This window comes from Salinivibrio sp. MA440 (assembly GCF_001996265.1).
GTDB lineage: Bacteria > Pseudomonadota > Gammaproteobacteria > Enterobacterales > Vibrionaceae > Salinivibrio > Salinivibrio costicola.
In genome coordinates this window covers 1-19,893 of record NZ_MUFI01000050.1, presented here as the reverse complement: position 1 = coordinate 19,893, position 19,893 = coordinate 1, and the positions used below count along the sequence as shown (strand labels likewise).

The 19,893-nt window shown below is 48.7% G+C and carries 18 protein-coding genes, 1 tRNA gene and 1 pseudogene; 5 read left to right on the top strand and 15 right to left on the bottom strand.

The features are described from left to right. Window positions 1-15: 15 nt before the first annotated feature. Both BZG80_RS13575 and ubiU read right to left on the bottom strand, forming a co-directional pair. Window positions 16-891, bottom strand: a complete 876-nt coding sequence (locus tag BZG80_RS13575) for a U32 family peptidase (RefSeq protein ID WP_077679602.1) — start codon at window positions 889-891, stop codon at window positions 16-18. A 9-nt stretch (window positions 892-900) separates the two neighbouring features. Next, window positions 901-1,896 carry a ubiquinone anaerobic biosynthesis protein UbiU gene (gene ubiU, locus BZG80_RS13570; protein ID WP_077679601.1) on the bottom strand — a complete coding sequence of 332 codons (996 nt, stop codon included), beginning with the start codon at window positions 1,894-1,896 and terminating at the stop codon, window positions 901-903. Between the two features lie 219 nt (window positions 1,897-2,115). On the opposite strand from ubiU, the gene ubiT reads away from it, so the two are divergent. Further along, window positions 2,116-2,622: a ubiquinone anaerobic biosynthesis accessory factor UbiT gene (gene ubiT / locus BZG80_RS13565; RefSeq protein ID WP_158011432.1), complete on the top strand. Its 507-nt coding sequence runs from the start codon at window positions 2,116-2,118 to the stop codon at window positions 2,620-2,622. Between the two features lie 248 nt (window positions 2,623-2,870). After that, on the top strand, window positions 2,871-4,484 hold the full coding sequence (locus BZG80_RS13560; protein ID WP_077679600.1) for an ABC-F family ATP-binding cassette domain-containing protein: 1,614 nt from the start codon (window positions 2,871-2,873) through the stop codon (window positions 4,482-4,484). Here BZG80_RS13560 and BZG80_RS13555 read toward each other — a convergent pair. Continuing rightward, window positions 4,408-5,325, bottom strand: a complete 918-nt coding sequence (locus BZG80_RS13555; protein ID WP_077679599.1) for a LysR family transcriptional regulator — start codon at window positions 5,323-5,325, stop codon at window positions 4,408-4,410. The genes BZG80_RS13560 and BZG80_RS13555 overlap by 77 nt on opposite strands. Window positions 5,326-5,432: 107 nt before the next feature. On the opposite strand from BZG80_RS13555, the gene BZG80_RS13550 reads away from it, so the two are divergent. Beyond that, the gene (locus BZG80_RS13550) at window positions 5,433-6,071 is read left to right on the top strand and encodes an NAD(P)-dependent oxidoreductase (protein ID WP_077679598.1); all 639 of its coding nucleotides are present in this window, start codon (window positions 5,433-5,435) and stop codon (window positions 6,069-6,071) included. A 7-nt stretch (window positions 6,072-6,078) separates the two neighbouring features. Here BZG80_RS13550 and BZG80_RS13545 read toward each other — a convergent pair whose 3' ends face one another. Next, a complete protein-coding gene (locus BZG80_RS13545; protein WP_077679597.1) occupies window positions 6,079-7,098 on the bottom strand; it encodes a S66 family peptidase in 1,020 nt (339 codons plus the stop codon). A 130-nt stretch (window positions 7,099-7,228) separates the two neighbouring features. Further along, window positions 7,229-7,861, bottom strand: a pseudogene (locus BZG80_RS13540) (cation transporter); the annotation flags it as partial. A gap of 270 nt (window positions 7,862-8,131) precedes the next feature. Here BZG80_RS13540 and BZG80_RS15925 point away from each other — a divergent pair. Continuing rightward, on the top strand, window positions 8,132-8,278 hold the full coding sequence (locus BZG80_RS15925; RefSeq protein ID WP_021023946.1) for a hypothetical protein: 147 nt from the start codon (window positions 8,132-8,134) through the stop codon (window positions 8,276-8,278). Between the two features lie 21 nt (window positions 8,279-8,299). Here BZG80_RS15925 and BZG80_RS13535 read toward each other — a convergent pair whose 3' ends face one another. The 8 genes from BZG80_RS13535 to BZG80_RS13500 form a co-directional block, all read right to left on the bottom strand. Continuing rightward, window positions 8,300-9,226: a YeiH family protein gene (locus tag BZG80_RS13535; RefSeq protein ID WP_077461055.1), complete on the bottom strand. Its 927-nt coding sequence runs from the start codon at window positions 9,224-9,226 to the stop codon at window positions 8,300-8,302. A gap of 213 nt (window positions 9,227-9,439) precedes the next feature. After that, window positions 9,440-10,318, bottom strand: coding sequence for a LysR family transcriptional regulator (locus tag BZG80_RS13530; RefSeq protein WP_021023944.1), 879 nt, complete (start codon window positions 10,316-10,318; stop codon window positions 9,440-9,442). An 86-nt stretch (window positions 10,319-10,404) separates the two neighbouring features. Beyond that, window positions 10,405-12,354: a methyl-accepting chemotaxis protein gene (locus BZG80_RS13525; RefSeq protein WP_077774661.1), complete on the bottom strand. Its 1,950-nt coding sequence runs from the start codon at window positions 12,352-12,354 to the stop codon at window positions 10,405-10,407. 312 nt (window positions 12,355-12,666) lie between these two features. After that, window positions 12,667-12,753: transfer RNA gene (locus tag BZG80_RS13520), tRNA-Leu, on the bottom strand. 108 nt (window positions 12,754-12,861) lie between these two features. After that, window positions 12,862-13,389 (bottom strand): GrpB family protein, encoded by a 528-nt coding sequence (locus tag BZG80_RS13515; RefSeq protein WP_077677312.1) that lies wholly within the window; start codon window positions 13,387-13,389, stop codon window positions 12,862-12,864. 240 nt (window positions 13,390-13,629) lie between these two features. Further along, window positions 13,630-13,764 carry a DUF2474 domain-containing protein gene (locus BZG80_RS13510; protein ID WP_077669357.1) on the bottom strand — a complete coding sequence of 45 codons (135 nt, stop codon included), beginning with the start codon at window positions 13,762-13,764 and terminating at the stop codon, window positions 13,630-13,632. Next, window positions 13,764-14,765 (bottom strand): cytochrome d ubiquinol oxidase subunit II, encoded by a 1,002-nt coding sequence (gene cydB / locus BZG80_RS13505; protein WP_021023942.1) that lies wholly within the window; start codon window positions 14,763-14,765, stop codon window positions 13,764-13,766. Before cydB ends, BZG80_RS13510 begins: the two co-directional genes overlap by 1 nt. A 9-nt stretch (window positions 14,766-14,774) precedes the next feature. After that, entirely contained in the window at window positions 14,775-16,139 is a 1,365-nt protein-coding gene (locus BZG80_RS13500) for a cytochrome ubiquinol oxidase subunit I (RefSeq protein ID WP_077679595.1), read from the bottom strand. A gap of 150 nt (window positions 16,140-16,289) precedes the next feature. Between BZG80_RS13500 and BZG80_RS13495 the strand changes: the two genes are divergently transcribed. Further along, a complete protein-coding gene (locus BZG80_RS13495) occupies window positions 16,290-17,714 on the top strand; it encodes an aminotransferase-like domain-containing protein (RefSeq protein WP_021023941.1) in 1,425 nt (474 codons plus the stop codon). Here BZG80_RS13495 and BZG80_RS13490 read toward each other — a convergent pair. Both BZG80_RS13490 and BZG80_RS13485 read right to left on the bottom strand, forming a co-directional pair. After that, entirely contained in the window at window positions 17,711-18,529 is an 819-nt protein-coding gene (locus BZG80_RS13490; RefSeq protein WP_077679594.1) for a DUF2057 domain-containing protein, read from the bottom strand. The two genes, BZG80_RS13495 and BZG80_RS13490, sit on opposite strands and share 4 nt — an antisense overlap. Window positions 18,530-18,600: 71 nt before the next feature. Beyond that, window positions 18,601-19,614: a porin gene (locus BZG80_RS13485; protein ID WP_077669353.1), complete on the bottom strand. Its 1,014-nt coding sequence runs from the start codon at window positions 19,612-19,614 to the stop codon at window positions 18,601-18,603. Window positions 19,615-19,893 lie beyond the last annotated feature (279 nt).

Genomic DNA, 19,893 nt, shown 5'->3' with positions numbered 1-19,893 from the left:
TTTTTGTTATCGCGTTTAATCTAAAACTTGTGTCATGCCCGCCAAATGGTGCCAATAGCCATTGCAATCGTGGTTGAGCGGTTGCGGCTGGGTGCCTGCTTGGTTAGCACGGAATTTGTCTACCCATTGCAAGGTGTCAAGCGACAGTGGGCTTAACCGCACCACGTCCACCAGCCCTTGCATCGACGGTAAATCGTTAACGAGATTGGCGCATTGCCCGGACTGGGTTTGAATGCCGTTCAGCACAAATACCGCTTGACCCTCTTGGGATTCCGTTAACCGTCCATTGGGGTATTTTAGGCAGCACAGCTCGCAGTCATCTTTGGCACGGTTTTCTGAGCGCGCGGTAAAACAGCGTGCCGAATAAGCCAGTGGCAAGTAACCATAGCCAGTGACCTCCACCTCAAACTGGTCGCGAATACCCAGTGCATCACAGCCGTTCAACATATTCACCAACCAATCGCGCGAAAGCTCCACCGGCATCACCCAGCGTGTCATGCCAAGGTCAACAAATTGCTTTAATGTTTGCGGGTTATAGCAATTGATGGCCGCCCCCACCACAAAGGGCTGCCGACGCTCGCTTAAAAATTGCATCGCGCTCACGTCATTCGCTTCAATGCGAATATCATCATTATCACAGTAGCGTTTTAGCATGGTCAGCTCTGAGGGCGCTTCAATCAGCGCCATGGTCGAGAGCACCACTTGTTTACCAGACTCAGCCAGCTCACGCGCGAGCCCGATCCAGTCTTTGGTTTTCAGCTCTCGCCGCTTAGCACAGACGGTTTCGCCGAGATAAATCACATCGGCTTGGCTGTCTGCCGCCGCTTGATAAAAGGCTTCAACCTCAGCCTTGGGCCAGTAATACAGGATTGGCCCGAGAGAAAATTGCATCATAATTCCTTATTGCCACTTGCGATGGTAAGCACCCAAACTGGTTTGCACCCCTTCAGAAAGGCTATCGAGCGAATGCGCCCAATCCGGTGCAATATCAAACGCATCAGGGTTTGCGACACAGCGATCAATCGCTTGACGCCATACCCGTGCAACTTGCTCCACATATGCAGGGCTGCGCTGACGACCTTCGATTTTGACCGATTTGATCCCGGCGCGATAAAGCTCAGGCAGGACACTTAAGGTGTTCAAACTGGTGGGCTCTTCCAGTGCGTGATAGCGGTTGCCGTCGACACAGAAACGACCTTTGCAGAGGGTGGGATACCCCGCTTTTTCGTCGGCTTGATACCGATCAATCAAGACACCATTTAAGCGCGACTCCAGCCCTTGCTCAGTATTTTGCCAGCGCACGAATGCCGCCGGTGAGCAAGCGCCCACGGTATTGGGCGACTGGCCGGTAAGATAAGACGATAAATAGCAGCGCCCTTCGGCCATAATGCACAGGCTGCCGAAGGCAAATACCTCTAAGTCAACATCGGTATCGCGTGCTAGTTGTTTAACCTGATGAATAGACAGCACCCGCGGCAATACCACTCGCTTAACGCCATATTGCTGCTGATAGAAACGGATCGCCCCAGCGTTAGTGGCGGATGCTTGAACAGAAAGGTGTATATCCAAATCGGGATAGGTGTTGGCGGCGTAATCTAAACAGGCCATATCAGCAAGGATCAGTGCATCAGCGCCATTTCCGGCGGCGCTATCAATCGCATATTGCCAGCGGCGCCAACCATCGGGGTGAGCAAAGGTGTTAATGGCAACGTGCAAGTCTTTGCCGTGGTCATGCACATACTGACTGGCACGCTGCAATTTGCTGTCGGTGAAGTTCAGCCCAGCAAAATGGCGCGCATTGGTATCATCTTTTAAGCCGACATACACCGCATCGGCGCCATGTTCGATCGCTTTTTTAACCGCCGGAATATTGCCCGCCGGACAAAGGAGCTCCATAACATTGCATTCCATTTTATGATTGTCCGGCTAAGATAAGGGCGTTGCCAATGTGGGGGGTTGATATGTATCAAGCTCACTTCCCCATGAGGATAAAAATCGCGATAAATGACGCTGTTGCCACAAAAATCCTCCTCATTTTTGACTCGGATCCAATGGCAGCGCCTCCAACCTCGCTACTCTAGTGGCACTCAACCATTGGCACCAAAGGAAAGCCAAATGCTCGTTAACCCAATCACACAACAACCCCTTGCTCTGCCACTGCCTCAGCCCAATCTGATTACACCAGGCCTAAAAGCGATCACTCAGTTACCACAAGGGCTACAGGCCCAGGTGTTGACTAAATTGATGAATACCGCTTTTGCCGTGCCGCTGGCGGAGGAAGAGTTCGACTTTCTTGCTGGCCGTACCATTCGCATTGGTTTGCGCGATCTCAACGCCAATTGGTTCGTGTCACTGAACGAAAGCAACCAATTATTAGTGGGTTTATCGGGGGAAGAAGACGCCAGTATCGAGGGAGATTGGTTAGCGTTTTTGAAAATGGCGACTCACTATTGCGATCCGGATACGCTGTTTTTCCAGCGCCAACTCAGTATCAGTGGTGATACCGAACTCGGGCTGCATGTGAAAAACCTGCTTGATAGCCTCGAAATCGACACCCTACCCAAACCACTGGCACGCTCACTGACGTTAAGCCATCACTACCTCACTAAACTCGCGTTGTAGTGCACAAGCGGCTGGGGTTGCAGACGCCCAGTCGCCTATTATATAGTTTTGTTTCCTTTCTTTAGCGGAGTCTGTGCCAATGAACAACTAACACTCATTACACCGTTTTTATATTCGGTATCTTGGGGTTAGTCGGTATTCATGGTCACTGGGCTTACGTTTTCTCTATTGCCAAACTGTCTCTACGCAGGTTTTCTGTGTAGCACATACCGCCTCCCCTTTGTGTTGCTATACATAAAGGAGGCCTTATGCCTTACCTTATTACACATGATCTCAGCGTGACGCTGCCCGATGGGCGAGTATTGTTTGAACCTGTCTCTATCACCTTTGAGCACGGCCCCATTGGCCTTGTGGGAGACAATGGCACCGGTAAGTCACTACTCCTAGCACTGTTGGCAGGTCATACGTTGCCATCCGCGCAAGGAACTCATTATTCAGGCCATGTACAGCGCGATGGCGATATTGCTTACCTATCACAGCATACTACCGCCCCAAAGACACAAACATTGGCTGAAGTACTTGGCATCAGCGAAAAGCTTCATGCGTTGGCGGCCATTGAGGCTGGAAGCGTCGACCCAACACATTATGAGCAAGTAAATGATGACTGGGATATCGCCGAACGCTATCAAGCAACACTGACCCAGTTAGGTATTGATGCCTCTTTGTCAGCACCTTTGCATGTGCTTAGCGGTGGCCAATTGACCTTGTTGAGTTTGTATCGCGTCTTTCACTCCCAGGCACATATCGTATTGCTCGATGAACCGAGTAATCATCTAGATCGCACCGCACGTTATAAGCTCGTAAGCTGGATCGAAAGCTATCCTGGCTTAGTGATCACAGTGAGTCACGACCAACAGTTACTTCGCCACATGCGGGCTATCTATGCTTTAACACCACAAGGTATCGCAAAATACACGGGCAACTATGACGACTTCATTCGCACACAACGGCAAGAACAGGAAGCACTCATCGCGAAACGCACGCACCTGAATCAACAGTATAAACAGGTGTTACGTCAACAGCAGCAAAGCGCTGAAAAGGCACAGAAGCGCGAAGCAAAAGGCAAACAGTTACGTAAGAAGTCAAGTCAGGCAAAGTTGATCCTAGATGGTCAAAAAGAAAGTGCGCAAGACGCTAAGTCTCGAGCGAAAACACAATTTTCTCAGCAACTTAAACGTTACCAAAAGCAACTTGACGCGCTGGATACGCAGCTTCCGGAAAACAAACCAACGCTGTATATGCATCACTCAGAGCCAATGAAACGGCGACGGCTTATAAAAGCCACCCAGTGTCAGTTGCCATTCGGACACACTGAACCGCTTGATTGGTCTGTCTACGCGGGGGAGCATTGGCTACTAACAGGGAGAAACGGTGCAGGAAAATCCACGTTACTGCGGACATTAATGGGTCATCACGCGCCTGTCAGCGGCTCAATCGACGTTGTCGGTGACTGTGTGTATCTAGATCAACACTTCTCACTACTGGACCCCAAACAAACACTGCTATCTTGTTTGCGCCATCATAGCGACTTGTCAGAGTCGGATGCTCGAACCTGCCTTGCTAGCTTAGGGTTACGTGGCGATCGCGTTTATCAAACGGTTGATAGTTTAAGCGGTGGCGAGAAGATGAAAGTAGCTATGTTAGCGGTAGCCCACCAGCACGCCCAGCCACTATTATTGTTGGATGAGCCAGACAATCATCTCGACATCTCAGCCAAACACGCACTGGTCGACGCGCTTAATCATTATCAAGGTGCCTATATATTGGTCAGCCATGATGATGCCTTTACTGATGCGCTGCATCTGACCCATCAATGGGAGCTTGGATATCATGCTGCCAACAGCTTGCCAAGTGATCGATAAAGTGGCGCACGACAGGCTGTTGATAACTACGCGATAAATAGACCGCCCACAGTGCACTGGGCGGTAAGCGGTAATCGGTCAGCAAAGGTATTAATTCCCCCTGCTCCACATAGGGATTGGCTAAATCACATGGCACACGGACAATCCCTTTTCCCATTCGCGCCGCATTGACCAAGGTGCCTAAGTCGTTGGCGTGAATCGGCCCACTCACTCTTATCTCTTCTCGGCGACTGTCTTTAATAAACTGCCAATGATCACCGCTGACATGAATTAAGCACGGGTGATCACTGAGATCGCTCGGGTGATTAGGCTGCGACACGTGGGCTATATATGCCGGTGATGCACACACTATAGAATCGATGGCCATGAGTTTGCGGGCAATTAAATGTTCATCTGGCTGAGGTGTGAAGCGCAGCGCAATATCGACCCGCTCATCCACTAAGGGCGTAAATTGGTCGGAGGCAATCACTTCAATGACGACCTCTGGATGCGCATCGGTAAATTGCGTTACTGGCGCAACAAGGATCCCTTGCGCTAACCCGATTGGCGCAGCGACTCGAATGCGACCGGTTAAGGCGCCCTGTAATCGTCCAGTCGTCAACGTTAACGCCGCCGCTTCGTCCAAAATACGCTGGCAATGACCATAGGCTTGCTCACCGGCATAAGTTAAGCTGACTTTACGCGTTGTCCGATGCAACAGACGCTGCGCAAGCCATTGCTCGACCTCTTGCACATGTCTTGAAACCTGCAAACGCGTTAGCCCAAGTTGTTCGGCAGCCCGCGTAAAGCTTTTGCAATTGGCCACTTCTACAAAACTACGTATTGCCGTTAGCCTATCCATATTGTCTCTTTAATTGATACAAAATGTATCTATTATGATTGTTTATCCAATAAATGAAAGCTAATAAGCTACATCCATCCAAGCAATCACAGCATGAGGAAGACAATATGAAAATCGCAATTATTGGTGCAACAGGTTGGATCGGTAGCCAAATCGTCGAAGAAGCGCGTCATCGTGGGCATGAGGTTATCGCTCTTGTTCGTCAGCCAGAAAAAGTGACCCGCGACGATGTCGAGGTACGTCAATTCGACTTGCTGAATAACCATCACTCTGTACAACAGGCCGTTGCTGACGCTGATGCAGTCATTGCCGCCGTGGGCGGGCGCGCTGCAGGCAACCATGAGATGGTGGCAAACAGCGCCAAGCGCTTAATTGACGAGTTACCCGCCGCTAACGTCAACCGTTTACTCTGGGTCGGCGGTGCTGGCTCACTAGAAGTTTCACCGGGTATCGAGCTGGTCAGCCTGCCCGGCTTCCCTGACGCTTATAAAGCAGAAGCGCTCGCTCAAGGCGACGCTTTGAAGGTATTCCGTGAGCACGCCCATACCCTAGATTGGACGTTCGTCAGCCCTGCCGCAGAGATTTTCCCGGGCGACAAAATAGGCCGCTATCGCGTTGGCGCGGATACCTTGCTTACCGATGACCATGGTGACAGCAAAATCAGCGTTGCTGACTATGCTATCGCGATGATCGACGAACTGGAAAGTGGCGCCCACCGTCGCCAACGTATCGGTGTGGCTTACTAATCCAAGCTCATTGTCCAGCGTGCTCACCCGCCAACCAAGCTTGCGTGAGTGAGACCGTCTGGGCATCAAAATCAATACAGGCTTGAGCCCCCAAAGGTATGGTTAACATCGGATGCGTATGGCAACTGTCAAAACCATCAACCACAGCGAGCGGCTGGCCATCGAGTATTTCTTCAAGAACATCATAGGTTGAACGTCCCGTTCCTTTGTCATCAAACAGCTCGTGTTTACCAAGTAACACCGCACCTACCGTATCAAACACTCCGGCCAGTTTTAGGTGTGCGAGTGAGCGCTCAACCGTGGCAATATCCAACAAAGAGTCCTCAATCAGCAGAATATCGCCTGTTTCAATCGCTGGCATATAAGGCGTTCCCCAAATCCCATTCAGCGTATTGAGATTGCCACCGATAATACGCCCATTTACCTGACCTTTACCCATAAATTGCCATGCATTCTCATAGGTCAGTTTTGCCTCTGTCTGTTCACCCCAATCAATCATGACATCCGTCCATTGGGCAGGCATCTTATAGGTCATCGGCAGCGTTACATTCTCAGTTGTTACGGCTCGAAACGCGTCAAAGGTTTCATCGACCAATGGCGGGAACTCCCCTAAAGACGCCACTAAGGCTGGTCCATAAAAGGTGATTAATCCCGTTTTGGCATAGATACCGAGCAGTAAAGCAGTGAGGTCCGAATAACCCACGATAATCTTAGGATCATCAACCAAAGTGGCATAATCGATATAGGGAAGCAAAGCATTGCTGTTCATTCCACCAATCGTGGACATGATGCAGCGCACATTCGGATCACGAATCAACTGGTTGAGCTCTTCCGCACGCGCCTTGATCGAGGCTGAGCGATAGTGATCCGATTGCCCTGTCAATGCCCCCGCCTTAAGGTCAAAGCCTTGTGCTTTGACATAGCCCATCGCGCGTTCAAACCTTTGCGGAGCAAATACGGTGGCAGGTGATGATGGCGAGAAAAAGCCCATTGTCTCGCCTTTTTTAAGAGGTGGTGGCAGTAACATGTTGTCTTCCTTGATATTTAATACATCTACGATTAAATCAAACAGTAGAGACAATCACAATCCTTCGATAAAACCGCAGCAGTCAAACTGTCATCGTTCGGGTGCGATACCACTTAACGGTGACAGGTGCGAGCTCTTTTAACGCGTTACGCACCATGATGAACGGCACTTTGATGAAGTAGAACGACATCAATACCATCATCATAGGGTCCGCATAAACCGCATAATCCGACCAAGGTGAATGCGCCACTAACCAAGCACCTAAAAAGCCTAAGGTGACTGCGAGACTTAATAAGGTGTCCATTTGCCACTGGCGCGATTCCGCCTCCACCAACTGGCTTTGCCCTGCTTGATTTTTACGCGCAATCATCCACCATCCGTAACCGCAACCCACCACGTTGACGATACCAAATAACACCGCCAATGACGGATTAACCGCACGTCCGCCCTCGACCAAGGATGATACCGCTTCGTAAAGGGAATAACTTACCAACAGCATAATCACGGCGCCTTTAATGGCGACAACAAGCGGAGTAAGCAGTGCACGTGTGATCGGCCGCGCGTAACGCGAGTGGATATACCATGACGCGCCCAGTGACAACAAAGTTAACACTAGGCTAATCAACGAGTAGATACCGTCGAACATAATCACTAAAGAGCCAGCAAACCACCCTACGGCCAGGCCGGTGATGGCAAACCCTAATGCTAAAAGGGCTGAAAACACTAAGACTGACTTTTCATTGATCACGTTTTGAGGAGACATAAAACACCAAAAGTAGAAAACACGCACACATTCTTGGTGCTACTGCGCCGCTTTACAAATGCGAACTTGCTGGCGTTTTCATCATCCCGTTAGGTGGAAAATGAAACGCATTTGATTTCAATAATTTATAACACAAATCAGCTGTCAGCATTTCTGACACTCAGTGTCCCAAACACATTTTAGTTATGAGATAGCGCAAAATCGCATTTTGCTCTTATATAACTATTGCGCATACTAAACGCACATTTATATTCTTTATGGACTAAGAAGATGAGGAAAGGTATTTTGCTTGCTGCCATTACCTTGCAGCTTTTTCTCGCAGTGACCAGCACGGGATGGTGGCAGTTTGCTGCGGCACTCAGTGCTTTTTTATTGGTCGCGGTACTCCGTTTGCCTCAGGACACACCGCACGAGTGATCCTGAAGCAAAACCGGACAACTAAGCAGCAAAGAGCAGCCAAGCAAGCGACGAGCAAGAGATAATCACCCATAGCGCAATGCCAAAAAACAGGGGCTTGGGGCCTGCGGCACGTAGCTGGGCGATAGAGATACTGCAGCCTATCAAGAACAAGCACACCACCAACACTTGCTTAGCCACCGCGAAAATCACATCGTAAATCGGTTGTGCTTGCACAAACACATCACTGATGCCGATAGCTAAGCAATAAAAGACAATAAAAAATGGAATAGTTATTTTTTTGGCGTGACTACGAAACATCAGTGCACTGACAAAGGCGACAGGCACAATCCATAATGCACGTGCAAGCTTGAGTGTCGTGGCGGTGGTTAATGCTTGCTCACCATAGGCAGACGCCGCCCCCACCACCGATGATGTATCGTGAATCGCGATCGCCGCCCAAGTCCCAAAGGTATGCTGATCAAGCCCTAACGCATGCCCAATCATCGGAAATACAAACAGCGCTAGCGAGTTCAGTACAAACACGGTGCCCAGCGCGAGGCCAATTTGTTCATCATCGGCATTGATGGCGGGCGAGACGGCCGCGATGGCACTGCCGCCACAAATAGCTGTTCCCGAGGCAATTAAATGACCCGTTTTTCGATCCAACCCGATCAGCTTGGCCAGTATCGTGCCAAACACCAGAGTGCCCGTAATGGTGGCAATAATCAGCCCTATCCCGTCGCCGGTAACCGCCAACGCCTCTTGCAAAGGAATACCAAACCCCAGTCCAACGATAGAGTACGCGAGGAGCTTTTTAGTGATCTTAGTGAGCGGTAATCCGCTGGGTACCCCGCCCAAAGACGTAAGTAAAAAACCGAGTACTAAAGCGATGGGCGAAGTGACCCAGGGGGTTAAGCACGCGAGGACCGCGAGAGAAAAAGGCAGATAACGAAGATAGGCAGTCATAATTAGGCTCGATGACAATAAGTGGGCTAGATGAAAATAAGTAGGCTCGATGACAATCAGCCGGGTTGATGAAATCAAGTGCAAGCATTCTAGCGCTATGTGTGCGCTCAGAAAATCTTAAACTTTTTCGAGTCAGTTAAAAACGCCCGAAAAAGCAGCCTAAGACAATGATATAAATCACTTTTAATAGACGATTTAGAAATTAAACAAGATCTAGAAATCAAACAAATAGTTAGTAATGCTATCGTTCAGCCATTGGATCCCAGGGTGTTCGGCCATACCAGACGCCGTAAACAGGCAATAGTCTTCTTGCGTGAGGCCGTAAGTATGCTTGATCACAGCCAAGCGCTGCTCGCGGAGGTGTTTGCGGATCAGCGGCTCAGGTAGCACGCCCCATGCCTCTTCTTGCAAAATGGTATTGAGCATATACTCAAAGCTAGAAAAGCCAATATAGCGGCGTGAGAAGGGTTGAAGCTCGGGATTGTCTTTTTCGTTGAGGTAGACCATTACCGCTTGCATGGCGTTACGTAGTTGATCATCACTGACCCGACGTAGTCGACTCAACGGATGCTCACTGTTACATACAGACATCATGCGAATTTTACCCAGCGGTTGGTAGTTGATACGAGGGTCGTCAATACGCTCGTAATCGACCCCAAACGCAAAGTCGACTTGTTGGGTTTCAACCAAGTTGGCCAAATCACCGCTCGAGGCCAGCACAAGGTTAAAGGAGGTCGCGGTAAAGCGCTTGTTAAGCTGATGGGCCCAATCCTGCCAAAGTTGATCGGGAATGGCATCATCACGCGCGATCCATACCTCGGCATTAAATCCCGCGTTCGCTTGCTCGCAAGTACGGCGAATACGCGCCGCCGTGACCGATATGCTCTCAAAATCTTTGTACACAGCTTTGCCGATTTCCGACAGTGTTAGACGGTTACCGGTGCGATAGAACAACTCGGCGTTAAGTGATTGTTCTAGCGCTTTAATCGCCATACTTAAACGTGAGCGATTCACATCCAGTTGACGTGCTGCCTCAGACACTGATCCGGTGTCTGCCACTGCACAAAACGCATCAATTTGGGTTAGATTCATGCCGCCCTCCTCGCGCTATCCTACCGGAGCACGGCAAAGACACAAGCAATAAAGGCGTTAGCATTTGTGTGCGACACCTCGTATAGTTACTTGCTCAACCCATTAAAAGCACTGACTTTTTTGGTTAACTCCTTCATGCGTTGATCAAAGCTGGTCACTGCTTGTTCACTTTGTTCAAATACCTCTTGGGTGCGACTTCCCTGCTGCGCTAACTCTTCAATACTTTGATTAATCTCATTCACGGCGCTGCTTTGTCGATTAGCACCATCAGCGATCCGCGCATTGTGCTCAAATAATTTTTGTAGGTTGCTATCCAAGGTGTCCATATTCGCAACCGCTTTTTGGTGAGTATCAAGACTATTCTGACTATCTTGGCTCACTTGATTAATTTGTCCGGTTACATTGTCGGATGCAGCACGAAGCTGATTGATGATTTCTTGGATCTCACTGGTCGACTCACCGGTACGTTGTGACAGCGAGCGCACTTCATCAGCAACCACCGCAAAGCCGCGGCCATGTTCCCCCGCGCGTGCGGCTTCTATCGCCGCGTTAAGTGCCAGTAAATTGGTTTGTTCGGAAATGGCACTAATCACTTCAAGCACTCGAAGAATATTCTCAATATGGTGATTGAGCTCATCCAAGCTAGTTTGGCTCGAGGTCATGTTTTCACCCAGTTGCTCAATATGCCGCAAACTGGTATGCATACCACTTAAGGCCTCTTTAAGCGCCGCATTCCCAGCCTGAGACAGCTCGCCGGCGTGATTGGCCGAATCCGTCACCTCAGTGGTAATTTCAGTAATATCTTGGCTGGCCGCAGAGATAGTTTGCAGCGATTGTTGCTGCACCATCCCTGCCTGATTCACTTCGTGGGCTTGTTGTTTTAGTACCCCAAATGCGGATTGCGACTCGTCAACGGTATGGTTCACTGCCTGCAATGCGTCACGAATACGCGCTAATAGACCGTTAATTTTATTGGCAAGACGTCCGACTTCGGCCTGATCTTTTACTGATATCTGATGACCCAAATCGAGTTTATTGGCAATTTCATCGACTTCAGTTGAGAGTTGCTTGATCGGTTGGGTCAAATTACTGATCACCCAGTGCGTGACAAGCAACGCAATGGCAATAAACACCAAGGTTACTAACAAAGACTGGATAAACTGATTCAAGATGGGTTCCGTTATTTGTGCTTTAGGGATTTCAACCACCACAAAGCGATCTAAGTCTGCTAGCCAGTAAGATCCAACAAAAAATGCTTTATCATCAATAGTTACTTCGCTAATAACCGGTTTATTGGCTCCTTTCGTCACCGCTTGCTGAAAGCGATTGGCGTTGTCTGCATTCAGTGCGGAGTCCGTTGGTGCCACCTCTACGCTGCCGTCGCGCGCGGCTAACATCGCACGCCCTTGCTCTCCAATGCGAAAACCCTGCACGAGATTAACCAAACTGCTGACATTAAAGCCGACACCCGCCACCACATAAGGCTGACCGGTAGCAGCGTTGACAGGGACACTCCGATAATTAATAAAAATCACATACTCGCTGTTATTCACATCGCGATTCATATTCAGCTCATAAGGTTGATTTTTATTCAAAAAATTGGGGTAGAAATCACGATAAGGGTAGGTCTGCATCGAGCTGCTCCGATGCTCACCATCATAGGTAAAAATATACTTGCCTTGCTCTGTGTCTATCGTCGCAAACGCATTATCTGCACCAAGACGCGTTTTCGCGTTGGAAAGTGCCTGATGAATTGGCGCGAGATTAGATAAGTCTCCGCCATTATCCACCCAATCGATTAGCCCCGAATGGTGAGCAAGAAAGTTAGAGCCCGTAATTGCTGGCTGCAGTTCATTACTGATCTCAAATGCCAACCCACGTAACTGACTAGGCAGAATGATATTTTTTAAATCATCAAGCTGTTTGTTTGCTGATAACATCGCTTGTTGCACCATCGCAATCAGCGTGCTGAGCACTAAAATGGTGGAGAGAACGATATAAATCCGCTTTCTGATTGAAAGAGTTTGCCAACGCATACACTGTCCCTTTTTATTATCACTACTAACCAACATATCAATATTAGTCAGCAATCTAGACAGCGGTGCCGATTATGATAGAAAAAATAGAATATATCGCTTAATGAGCGTATGAGGCTTCTTTTTAACTAGTTTATGGGAGAAAATGGAGCAATAAGGAACGATAAAAGCGAATAAGAAGCACAATTAATGGCCTAACAACATCATGGCAATACAGCTGATTTGTTGCTTAATATGAATGAGTGCTTCGATAAAACAGAAATGGAACTTGGAAGGGATGTGACATGATGATGTCACAGGCTATGAGTGCTATGGTGCCCCGGGCCGGACTTGAACCGGCACAACGCGAACGTCGAGGGATTTTAAATCCCTTGTGTCTACCAATTCCACCACCGGGGCGCACCTCATAGACGCGGTTTAATTTAATGATTTGCCAATATAAATCAATCTTTTTTTTCTTGTGCCGTGTCAAGTGTAGACAATTCACCCAAGCCGGTTAAATTTCACTCACTTTACGTTTAACTTAGCCAATACATCTTTGACATAGGGTGCTTTATGCTTCACATAAACATCTTGATCGCGCACTCCTTGGGCTAGTATTGCATGTTTGGTGTTTTCGTACTTAATCCGGACATCTGGGTTGTCGAGCAAGTGTTGCTTGTACGCGAGTTGGCGATGATACTCTTCACTGTCTTTTTCAATCACATGTGCATGTATCAAAAAACGTTCACCTTGATAAGTCACTGACGCATCTTTACGAGGACGGTGCGCTGGAAAAGGCTGATCACTGTGCTGATCTTGGAAGCCTAACGCGTAGAGGTGATCCACAGCGTTCTCGCGCTCTCCCGGATAATACAGAATCGATAAATCAATGATCCCTTTACCGCCAACTTTGGCAGACGTTGAACCAAAATGCAGCACATCAATGCGAGATGTAGAAATCTGGGTAGAGAGCGCTTGGGCTACGTCCAAATAGATTGGTCTCCATGGGAAGAAGTTGGCGTCGATTAATTGGTAAGGCTCGAGTGTGATCATAATGTACCTTAGCGAAGAAAGAAAAGCCGATGAACGCTTGTAACTTGGCACCGGAGCCTCACGAGTCACTGTGCCAAGCTACTCGCGTATAGTACCATCGGCTTTCGTACACGCAAGTCACCCCACTGTGCGCTATGTGCCTTCAGCCTAGGGCGAATTAGAACCGTATTGATTGCTGTCTAGTGCTGTTTATAAGGTGCAGAACACCCTGGTTCGCTGCATGGTAGTTCCCTTGAGCCGTTAGCTTTGGAATCCTGCCGCTTGCATCAAGACCCTAAATAACCAAGAAACAGCTCCGAGCGCAGCCACGCTTGCTACCCAGATGCCGACCAACCAAAGCCATCGCTGCCAAGTGGGTTTTGTGGTGTCAGCCATTAGTGATAAGCCTCATCGGGATTCACTTTGCCGCTAAATACGCGGTAACTCCAGTAGGTGTACATCAAAATAACAGGGATGATAAACACCGCGCCGACTAGCATAAACTGCAAGCTTTGTGGTGGTGACGCTGCTTGCCAAATCGTGATACTGGGCGGGATAATGTGTGGCCAAATGCTAATTCCTAGGCCAATAAATCCGAGTAAAGTAATACACAACGCCATTAAAAAAGGACGGTGATGGGCATGCTCAGGACGCGCACGCCATAACCGCAACAAACAAAAAGCGGTAAAAAGAGGAACCGGTGAGAGCGCAAAAAGGTTCGGCATACTAAACCAACGGTCTGCAATCCCCGGATACGCCAACGGTGTCCAAACACTTACTATCGCGATGCATAATGCCATCAGCGCCACTAATCGACGGCTCAGATGATACATACGCAGTTGTAGTTGGTGTTCAGTTTTCATGATGAGCCAAGTGGCACCCAACAGGCCATAAGCAATGACTAACCCAACACCACAGAAAATCGGAAACGGAGCCAGCCAATCGAGTCCGCCACCGGCAAAGGTGCGTCCCTCTACGGGGAAGCCTTCAATCACTGCACCCACGGTGACCCCTTGAAAGAAAGTGGCAAAAATAGACCCAGCCATAAAAGCGGTATCCCAAAAACCATGGTGCCCGGGTAATGCCTTGAAACGGAACTCAAACGCCACGCCGCGAAAAATGAGCGCCACCAGCATCAAGGTCAGCGGAATCGTCAATGCGTCAACAATGACCGCATACGCCAACGGGAAGGCACCAAATAGTGCGGCGCCTCCCAGAACCAGCCAGGTTTCATTACCATCCCACACGGGTGCTACACTATTCACCATCAAGTCGCGCTCTTCTCGATAACTGACAAACGGCATCAGAATCCCGATACCCAGATCAAACCCGTCCATCACGATGTACATCAAGGTAGCAAACACGATAATGCCAAACCAAATCATTGCTAAATCCATGTTTCCCCCTTACACACGGCCAGAGACAGTTAACGGTTCATGGGGCGTGTCATCATGTTGATCCGGGCCTAATTTAATTTGATGGATCATATAGATATACCCCAACCCAAAGACTAAGCCATACACAACAAAGAAGCTGATCAAGCTGATACTCATATGCAAATCACCGTGCGCAGAGACCGCATCCTGGGTGCGTAGCAGACCATGCACAACCCAAGGTTGGCGTCCGACCTCGGTGGTCACCCAGCCGGAAAGAATGGCGATTAGGCCTGCTGGCCCCATATAGAACGCGAAACGAAGCAATCCCTGATGTTCAAACAGGTGTCCTTTATAGCGCTGCCACGCCCCTAATATGCCAAGCGTGATCATCAATAGCCCTAAACCCACCATCAGGCGAAAAGCCCAGAAAACTACCGGGGAGTTAGGCCGGTCTTCAGTAGGAAATTCTTTTAGCGCAGGAATTTGCTCGGTCAAACTATGCTGTAAGATCAGACTGCCCAGATAGGGGATTTCCACTTTATAGTGGGTGGTTTCATCTTCCATATCCGGCAGGCCAAACAAAATGAGAGGCGTGGGTTCTCCATGACTGTTGTCCCAATGCCCTTCCATCGCTGCAATCTTAACGGGCTGATATTCCAAGGTATTCAAGCCGTGTAAATCTCCGATAAAGGCTTGAATGGGCGCGGTGAATAACAGCATCCACATCGACATCGAAAACATCCGCTTCACGGCTGGGCTGCGCTGCCCTTTGAGCAGGTGCCACGCCGCCGACGCGCCAACAAATAACGCACTGGATAAAAACGCCGCGACGACCATGTGCGCCAAGCGATAAGGAAAAGAGGGATTAAAGACCACCGCGAACCAATCCACAGGCACTACTTGACCATTAACCACTTCATGCCCTTGTGGGGTGTGCATCCAACTGTTGGAGGCTAAAATCCAGAAGGCAGAGATCACGGTCCCCAGCGCGACCATCGAGGTGGCAAAAAAGTGCAAACGATCGCCAACACGCTGCCAGCCAAATAGCATGACACCAAGAAAGCCGGCTTCGAGAAAGAAAGCCGTCAGCACCTCATAGGTCAGCAGTGGGCCGGTGATGCTGCCCGCAAATTCCGAGAAGCCACTCCAGTTCGTGCCAAATTGGTACGCCATGACCAACCCAGACACCACGCCCATCCCGAAATTTACTGCGAAGATTTTCGACCAGAAAAGGTAAAGCGTTTTATATTCACGCTCGCGCGTTTTAAGCCACAACCCCTCAAGCACCGCGAGATAGCAGGCGAGACCAATGGTAATCGCGGGGAAAATAATGTGAAAAGAAACCGTAAACGCAAATTGAATACGGGCCAACATAAATGCATCAAGACCAAACATACGTGAAGTCCACTTTAGTGATTAGACTAACGCGCATAGTAGAAGCCCACGATCAATGTGCCCATATACAGACGAATCAGATTAAACTATAACAGTCTACTTTATGCAGTGTTATAGTCTCAGTAAGTCAGCCGTCCCTATGGTGAAAACGTGTCTAAGTATCAACAGCTTAGTGAACAGATAAAACAACAAATTCAGACCGGCATTTGGCACGTTGGAGAAAAGCTCCCCTCTCTTAGAAAACAGGCCGCTTATTCAGGTTTGAGTATGATGACAGTGCTACAAGCCTATCAACTGCTAGAAAGCCAAGGTTGGATTGTTTCTCAGTCCCGCTCAGGCTACCGCGTCGCCCCCCATGCCGAGCTTACCCAGAATGGATCAGACAGTGCCATCCATCCTACTGAATCGGTGGATATTAATGACTACATTTTCGATGTGTTGCAAGCCAGCCGCTCCCCCGGCATGGCGAGTTATGGGCATGCGTATGTCGATCCCCTGCTTGCTCCCCGCCACCAAGTAAACCGTTCGCTCACCACCGCGGTACGCTTTATGTCCATTCACAGCGTGGTCGATAATCTCCCTCCGGGCAATGCTCAACTGCGCCACCTGATTGCCCAGCGCTATGCGGCACAGGGGATGCAAGTCTCTCCCGATGAGATAGTGATTACCGCCGGCGGGCTAGATGCACTCAACCTTAGCTTACGCGCGGTCACTCAGCCTGGTGACTGGGTCGCGGTAGAAAGCCCCGCGTTTTACGGCGCGTTACAAGCACTTGAAAATAGGGGGCTGAAAGCGATGGCGATCAGAACGCATCCCACCGAAGGCATTGACCTTGATGCCTTAGAACGCGTCTTGCAAACTCACCCGATTCGCGCTTGCTGGTTAATGAGCAATCATCAAAACCCGTTGGGTTATTCGCTGTCAAACGAGAAGAAAGCGCGTCTAGCCGATCTAGTTAAACGCTATCAGGTTTACTTAATCGAAGATGATGTATATGGCGAGCTCTACGAGGGTGAGCACAAACCACTGCCCACCAAAGCATTCGATAGCAGTGGCCATGTCTTGCACTGCTCATCGTTTTCAAAAACGCTGGTCGATGCCTTTCGCCTCGGCTGGGTTGCGGCAGGTGATCAAGCCCAGAAGCTACAAAAGCTCCAACTGATGAGCACAGTGACCACCAGCGTCCCGATTCAGCTTGCCGTCGCGCACTACTTACACAACCGAAACTACGAGCACCACTTAAAGCAACTGCGCCGCACACTCGCCAAGCGAAAAAAAGCGACATATCAATTTCTTATTGACCACTTGCCCCGAGATGTTGAGGTAGTCAACAGTCAAGGCGGATACTTTTTATGGATTGCATTGCCCAAAGGCAGTAATACCACCGCGCTGTACCACCTTGCGCTCAAACATCATATCAGTATCGCACCGGGTAATATGTTTGCCACGCACGCACAGTTTGCGCATTGCTTTCGGCTCAATGCGTCTTACCCGCTCGATCATGCTCATCAAAATGCGCTGGCAACCTTGTGCGATTTGATTGCACAGCACATTCAAGGTTTGATAAAAAGCTAAGACTGGTTAAGCAACCAAGTGAGGATCGCTTTGCGTGAGGTGGGTGTCGCTTGTTGATACCAGTACCCCATCATCTGCAAAGGCTGACTCTGGGTGGTTGGCAGTGTGCCACTACCATCACGATTAGCAAACGCCCAATCGGCAAATGCGTTACGGTCAGATTCATTGGCTTTTTGATACCAATAATCAATCATCGCTTCAGGCTTCTGTGCCACTTTTTCGCTCGTTTCAGCACCACTAGCAACCAAGGACGGATTAATCCTTTTTCCCACTACCCGCGCCGCTTCTTGATTCGCGGCGGTAAAATACGCTTTAGGGATAGAAAACTGCACACGATTACCACCGCCTGAACTGTTAAAGATAAAGCGTACGTTTGACTCAGGCCAGTTCGCCACGGTTTCGGGAGACAATGGGAACGCAACATATTGCGTGGWTACACAATGTTCGGTGCAAGACTCTGATGTTACACGCATATTTTCTAGTTGAATGGCTTCTCCGTTGATCGTTACCGAATTAAACTCTTGATAATTTTTAAAAAAAGATACTTCTGTGATGAGTTTTGAAGAAGCTAGTTCAGCTTTATCCACATCGCCGGTAGCGTAATTACCCACATAATGGGACGCTGCTTTAACAATATCGGCACCTACCAACGCTTGTGTATCTGGCGTGATCGATTTTGTTGCGATTTGTACATAGTGGTGCCGCTCTTTGATTGATTTCACCACATCGTCAAACTGACTAGACGAATCGTAGCTCGCGCAACCAACCATCAATAAACAACTAGAAGCAGTAATCAGACGTAAATAAGTGTTCATAAACCACCCTTATTGGAAGCAAAAAAGCCGGCCTTCCTGGCCGGCGAAAAATAGAAAGGCAAAGCTGTAGACTAAAAGTTGTATTCAATCCCCACACGGGCAAAGGCACTTTTCTCGTCGGCGTTATAGGCATCATGTTGACCAACGCGTAAATACGGTAAGAAACCGTTATGAGAATACATTAATTGACCCGCAATCACTGATTCGCTGTCATCAACATTCGCGTTATTATCAAGATCGGAGTCACCATTCGCTGCATAACCAAGACGATAGCCCCATGGACCACTCCAGTATTCACCGACTACTGACACTTGTTCTTGTTCTGCCTCAGTATCTTTGTTGACACCATCTGTCTTGTATACACCATCATTGTATTTATAGGCTGCAGACACCTTAAATCCGCCAGGAAGTGGGATCTCAACCCCGGCTAAATAGGCTTGAGTATCAATGTCATCAGAGTAGTTCGAGTTGTATTCGTAACCGCCGTGCAACGTAAAGGCCTCTGCCACAGTATAGTGTGCCGCAGCGCCAAAATGGTTTGAGCCGTTGACATCTTTATCGCCACGTCCAACAGACACATCGAAACTAAAACCATCGAAGTCTGGTGAGTCATAGCGTGCGATATCGCCTTTACGATCATAATGCGACTTAGTGTCCGCACCCCAGTCGAAGACACGGCCTAACCCTGGGTTTGAATAGGGCCAGTCCACCACTTCATACAAAGGCGTAAGCATTCGACCAAAGCGCACCTGACCCCAATCGCCTTTCATACCGATAAAGGTATCACGTCCGCCAAGTGTCGAGCCTGTACCATCTTCACCCACATAACCTGACTCAATTTGCATAAAGATATAAACATCTTCATTGAAGTCTTTTCCCGCCCGGAATCCAATTCGAGACTCATTCTCGTAATCGTAACCGTTGTTATCCTCTTGATAAAATGCGGAAATTGCAGCAACACCATAGATATCAACATTATAATCACTCAACACGCCAACCACATTGTCATGATCAGCTGCTATCGCGCCTGTTGAACCAATAGCGACCAGTGTGCCCAAAAGTGTGTGTTTAAAAACTTTGTTCATGAAATACTCCTGCTGCCTGCAAGATGAGGTCTTGCCCCGTTGGGTTATTAAGTTTTATCGAGTGCAAAACCGATTCGAAAACATAAACATTCATGTCATGTTTTCACCCCGCTGCTTACACATTTCGTGTAACCACATCTCCAGACTAAATACGCAGAGAAAAATATCAATCACGACTTAATTTTTAATACGAATAATATGACGGCGAGCATATTTTAGGCATTTTTATGACATAGATCTGACATCAAAATGCAACACTAAAAACATAAGTATTTGAAT

Bases quoted from the DNA above. Each gene is read 5' to 3' on its own strand.
- cydB (WP_021023942.1), bottom strand. From the start codon at position 14,765: ATGGATTTAGCAATGATTTGGTTTGGCATTATCGTGTTTGCTACCTTG.
- BZG80_RS13545 (WP_077679597.1), bottom strand. From the start codon at position 7,098: ATGTTACTGCCACCACCTCTTAAAAAAGGCGAGACAATGGGCTTTTTC.
- BZG80_RS13485 (WP_077669353.1), bottom strand. From the start codon at position 19,614: ATGAACAAAGTTTTTAAACACACACTTTTGGGCACACTGGTCGCTATT.
- BZG80_RS15925 (WP_021023946.1), top strand. From the start codon at position 8,132: ATGAGGAAAGGTATTTTGCTTGCTGCCATTACCTTGCAGCTTTTTCTC.
- BZG80_RS13510 (WP_077669357.1), bottom strand. From the start codon at position 13,764: ATGGCTGACACCACAAAACCCACTTGGCAGCGATGGCTTTGGTTGGTC.
- BZG80_RS13575 (WP_077679602.1), bottom strand. From the start codon at position 891: ATGCAATTTTCTCTCGGGCCAATCCTGTATTACTGGCCCAAGGCTGAG.
- BZG80_RS13560 (WP_077679600.1), top strand. From the start codon at position 2,871: ATGCCTTACCTTATTACACATGATCTCAGCGTGACGCTGCCCGATGGG.
- BZG80_RS13525 (WP_077774661.1), bottom strand. From the start codon at position 12,354: ATGCGTTGGCAAACTCTTTCAATCAGAAAGCGGATTTATATCGTTCTC.
- ubiT (WP_158011432.1), top strand. From the start codon at position 2,116: ATGCTCGTTAACCCAATCACACAACAACCCCTTGCTCTGCCACTGCCT.
- BZG80_RS13515 (WP_077677312.1), bottom strand. From the start codon at position 13,389: ATGATCACACTCGAGCCTTACCAATTAATCGACGCCAACTTCTTCCCA.
- BZG80_RS13550 (WP_077679598.1), top strand. From the start codon at position 5,433: ATGAAAATCGCAATTATTGGTGCAACAGGTTGGATCGGTAGCCAAATC.
- BZG80_RS13530 (WP_021023944.1), bottom strand. From the start codon at position 10,318: ATGAATCTAACCCAAATTGATGCGTTTTGTGCAGTGGCAGACACCGGA.
- BZG80_RS13555 (WP_077679599.1), bottom strand. From the start codon at position 5,325: ATGGATAGGCTAACGGCAATACGTAGTTTTGTAGAAGTGGCCAATTGC.
- BZG80_RS13535 (WP_077461055.1), bottom strand. From the start codon at position 9,226: ATGACTGCCTATCTTCGTTATCTGCCTTTTTCTCTCGCGGTCCTCGCG.
- BZG80_RS13500 (WP_077679595.1), bottom strand. From the start codon at position 16,139: ATGTTTGGTCTTGATGCATTTATGTTGGCCCGTATTCAATTTGCGTTT.
- ubiU (WP_077679601.1), bottom strand. From the start codon at position 1,896: ATGGAGCTCCTTTGTCCGGCGGGCAATATTCCGGCGGTTAAAAAAGCG.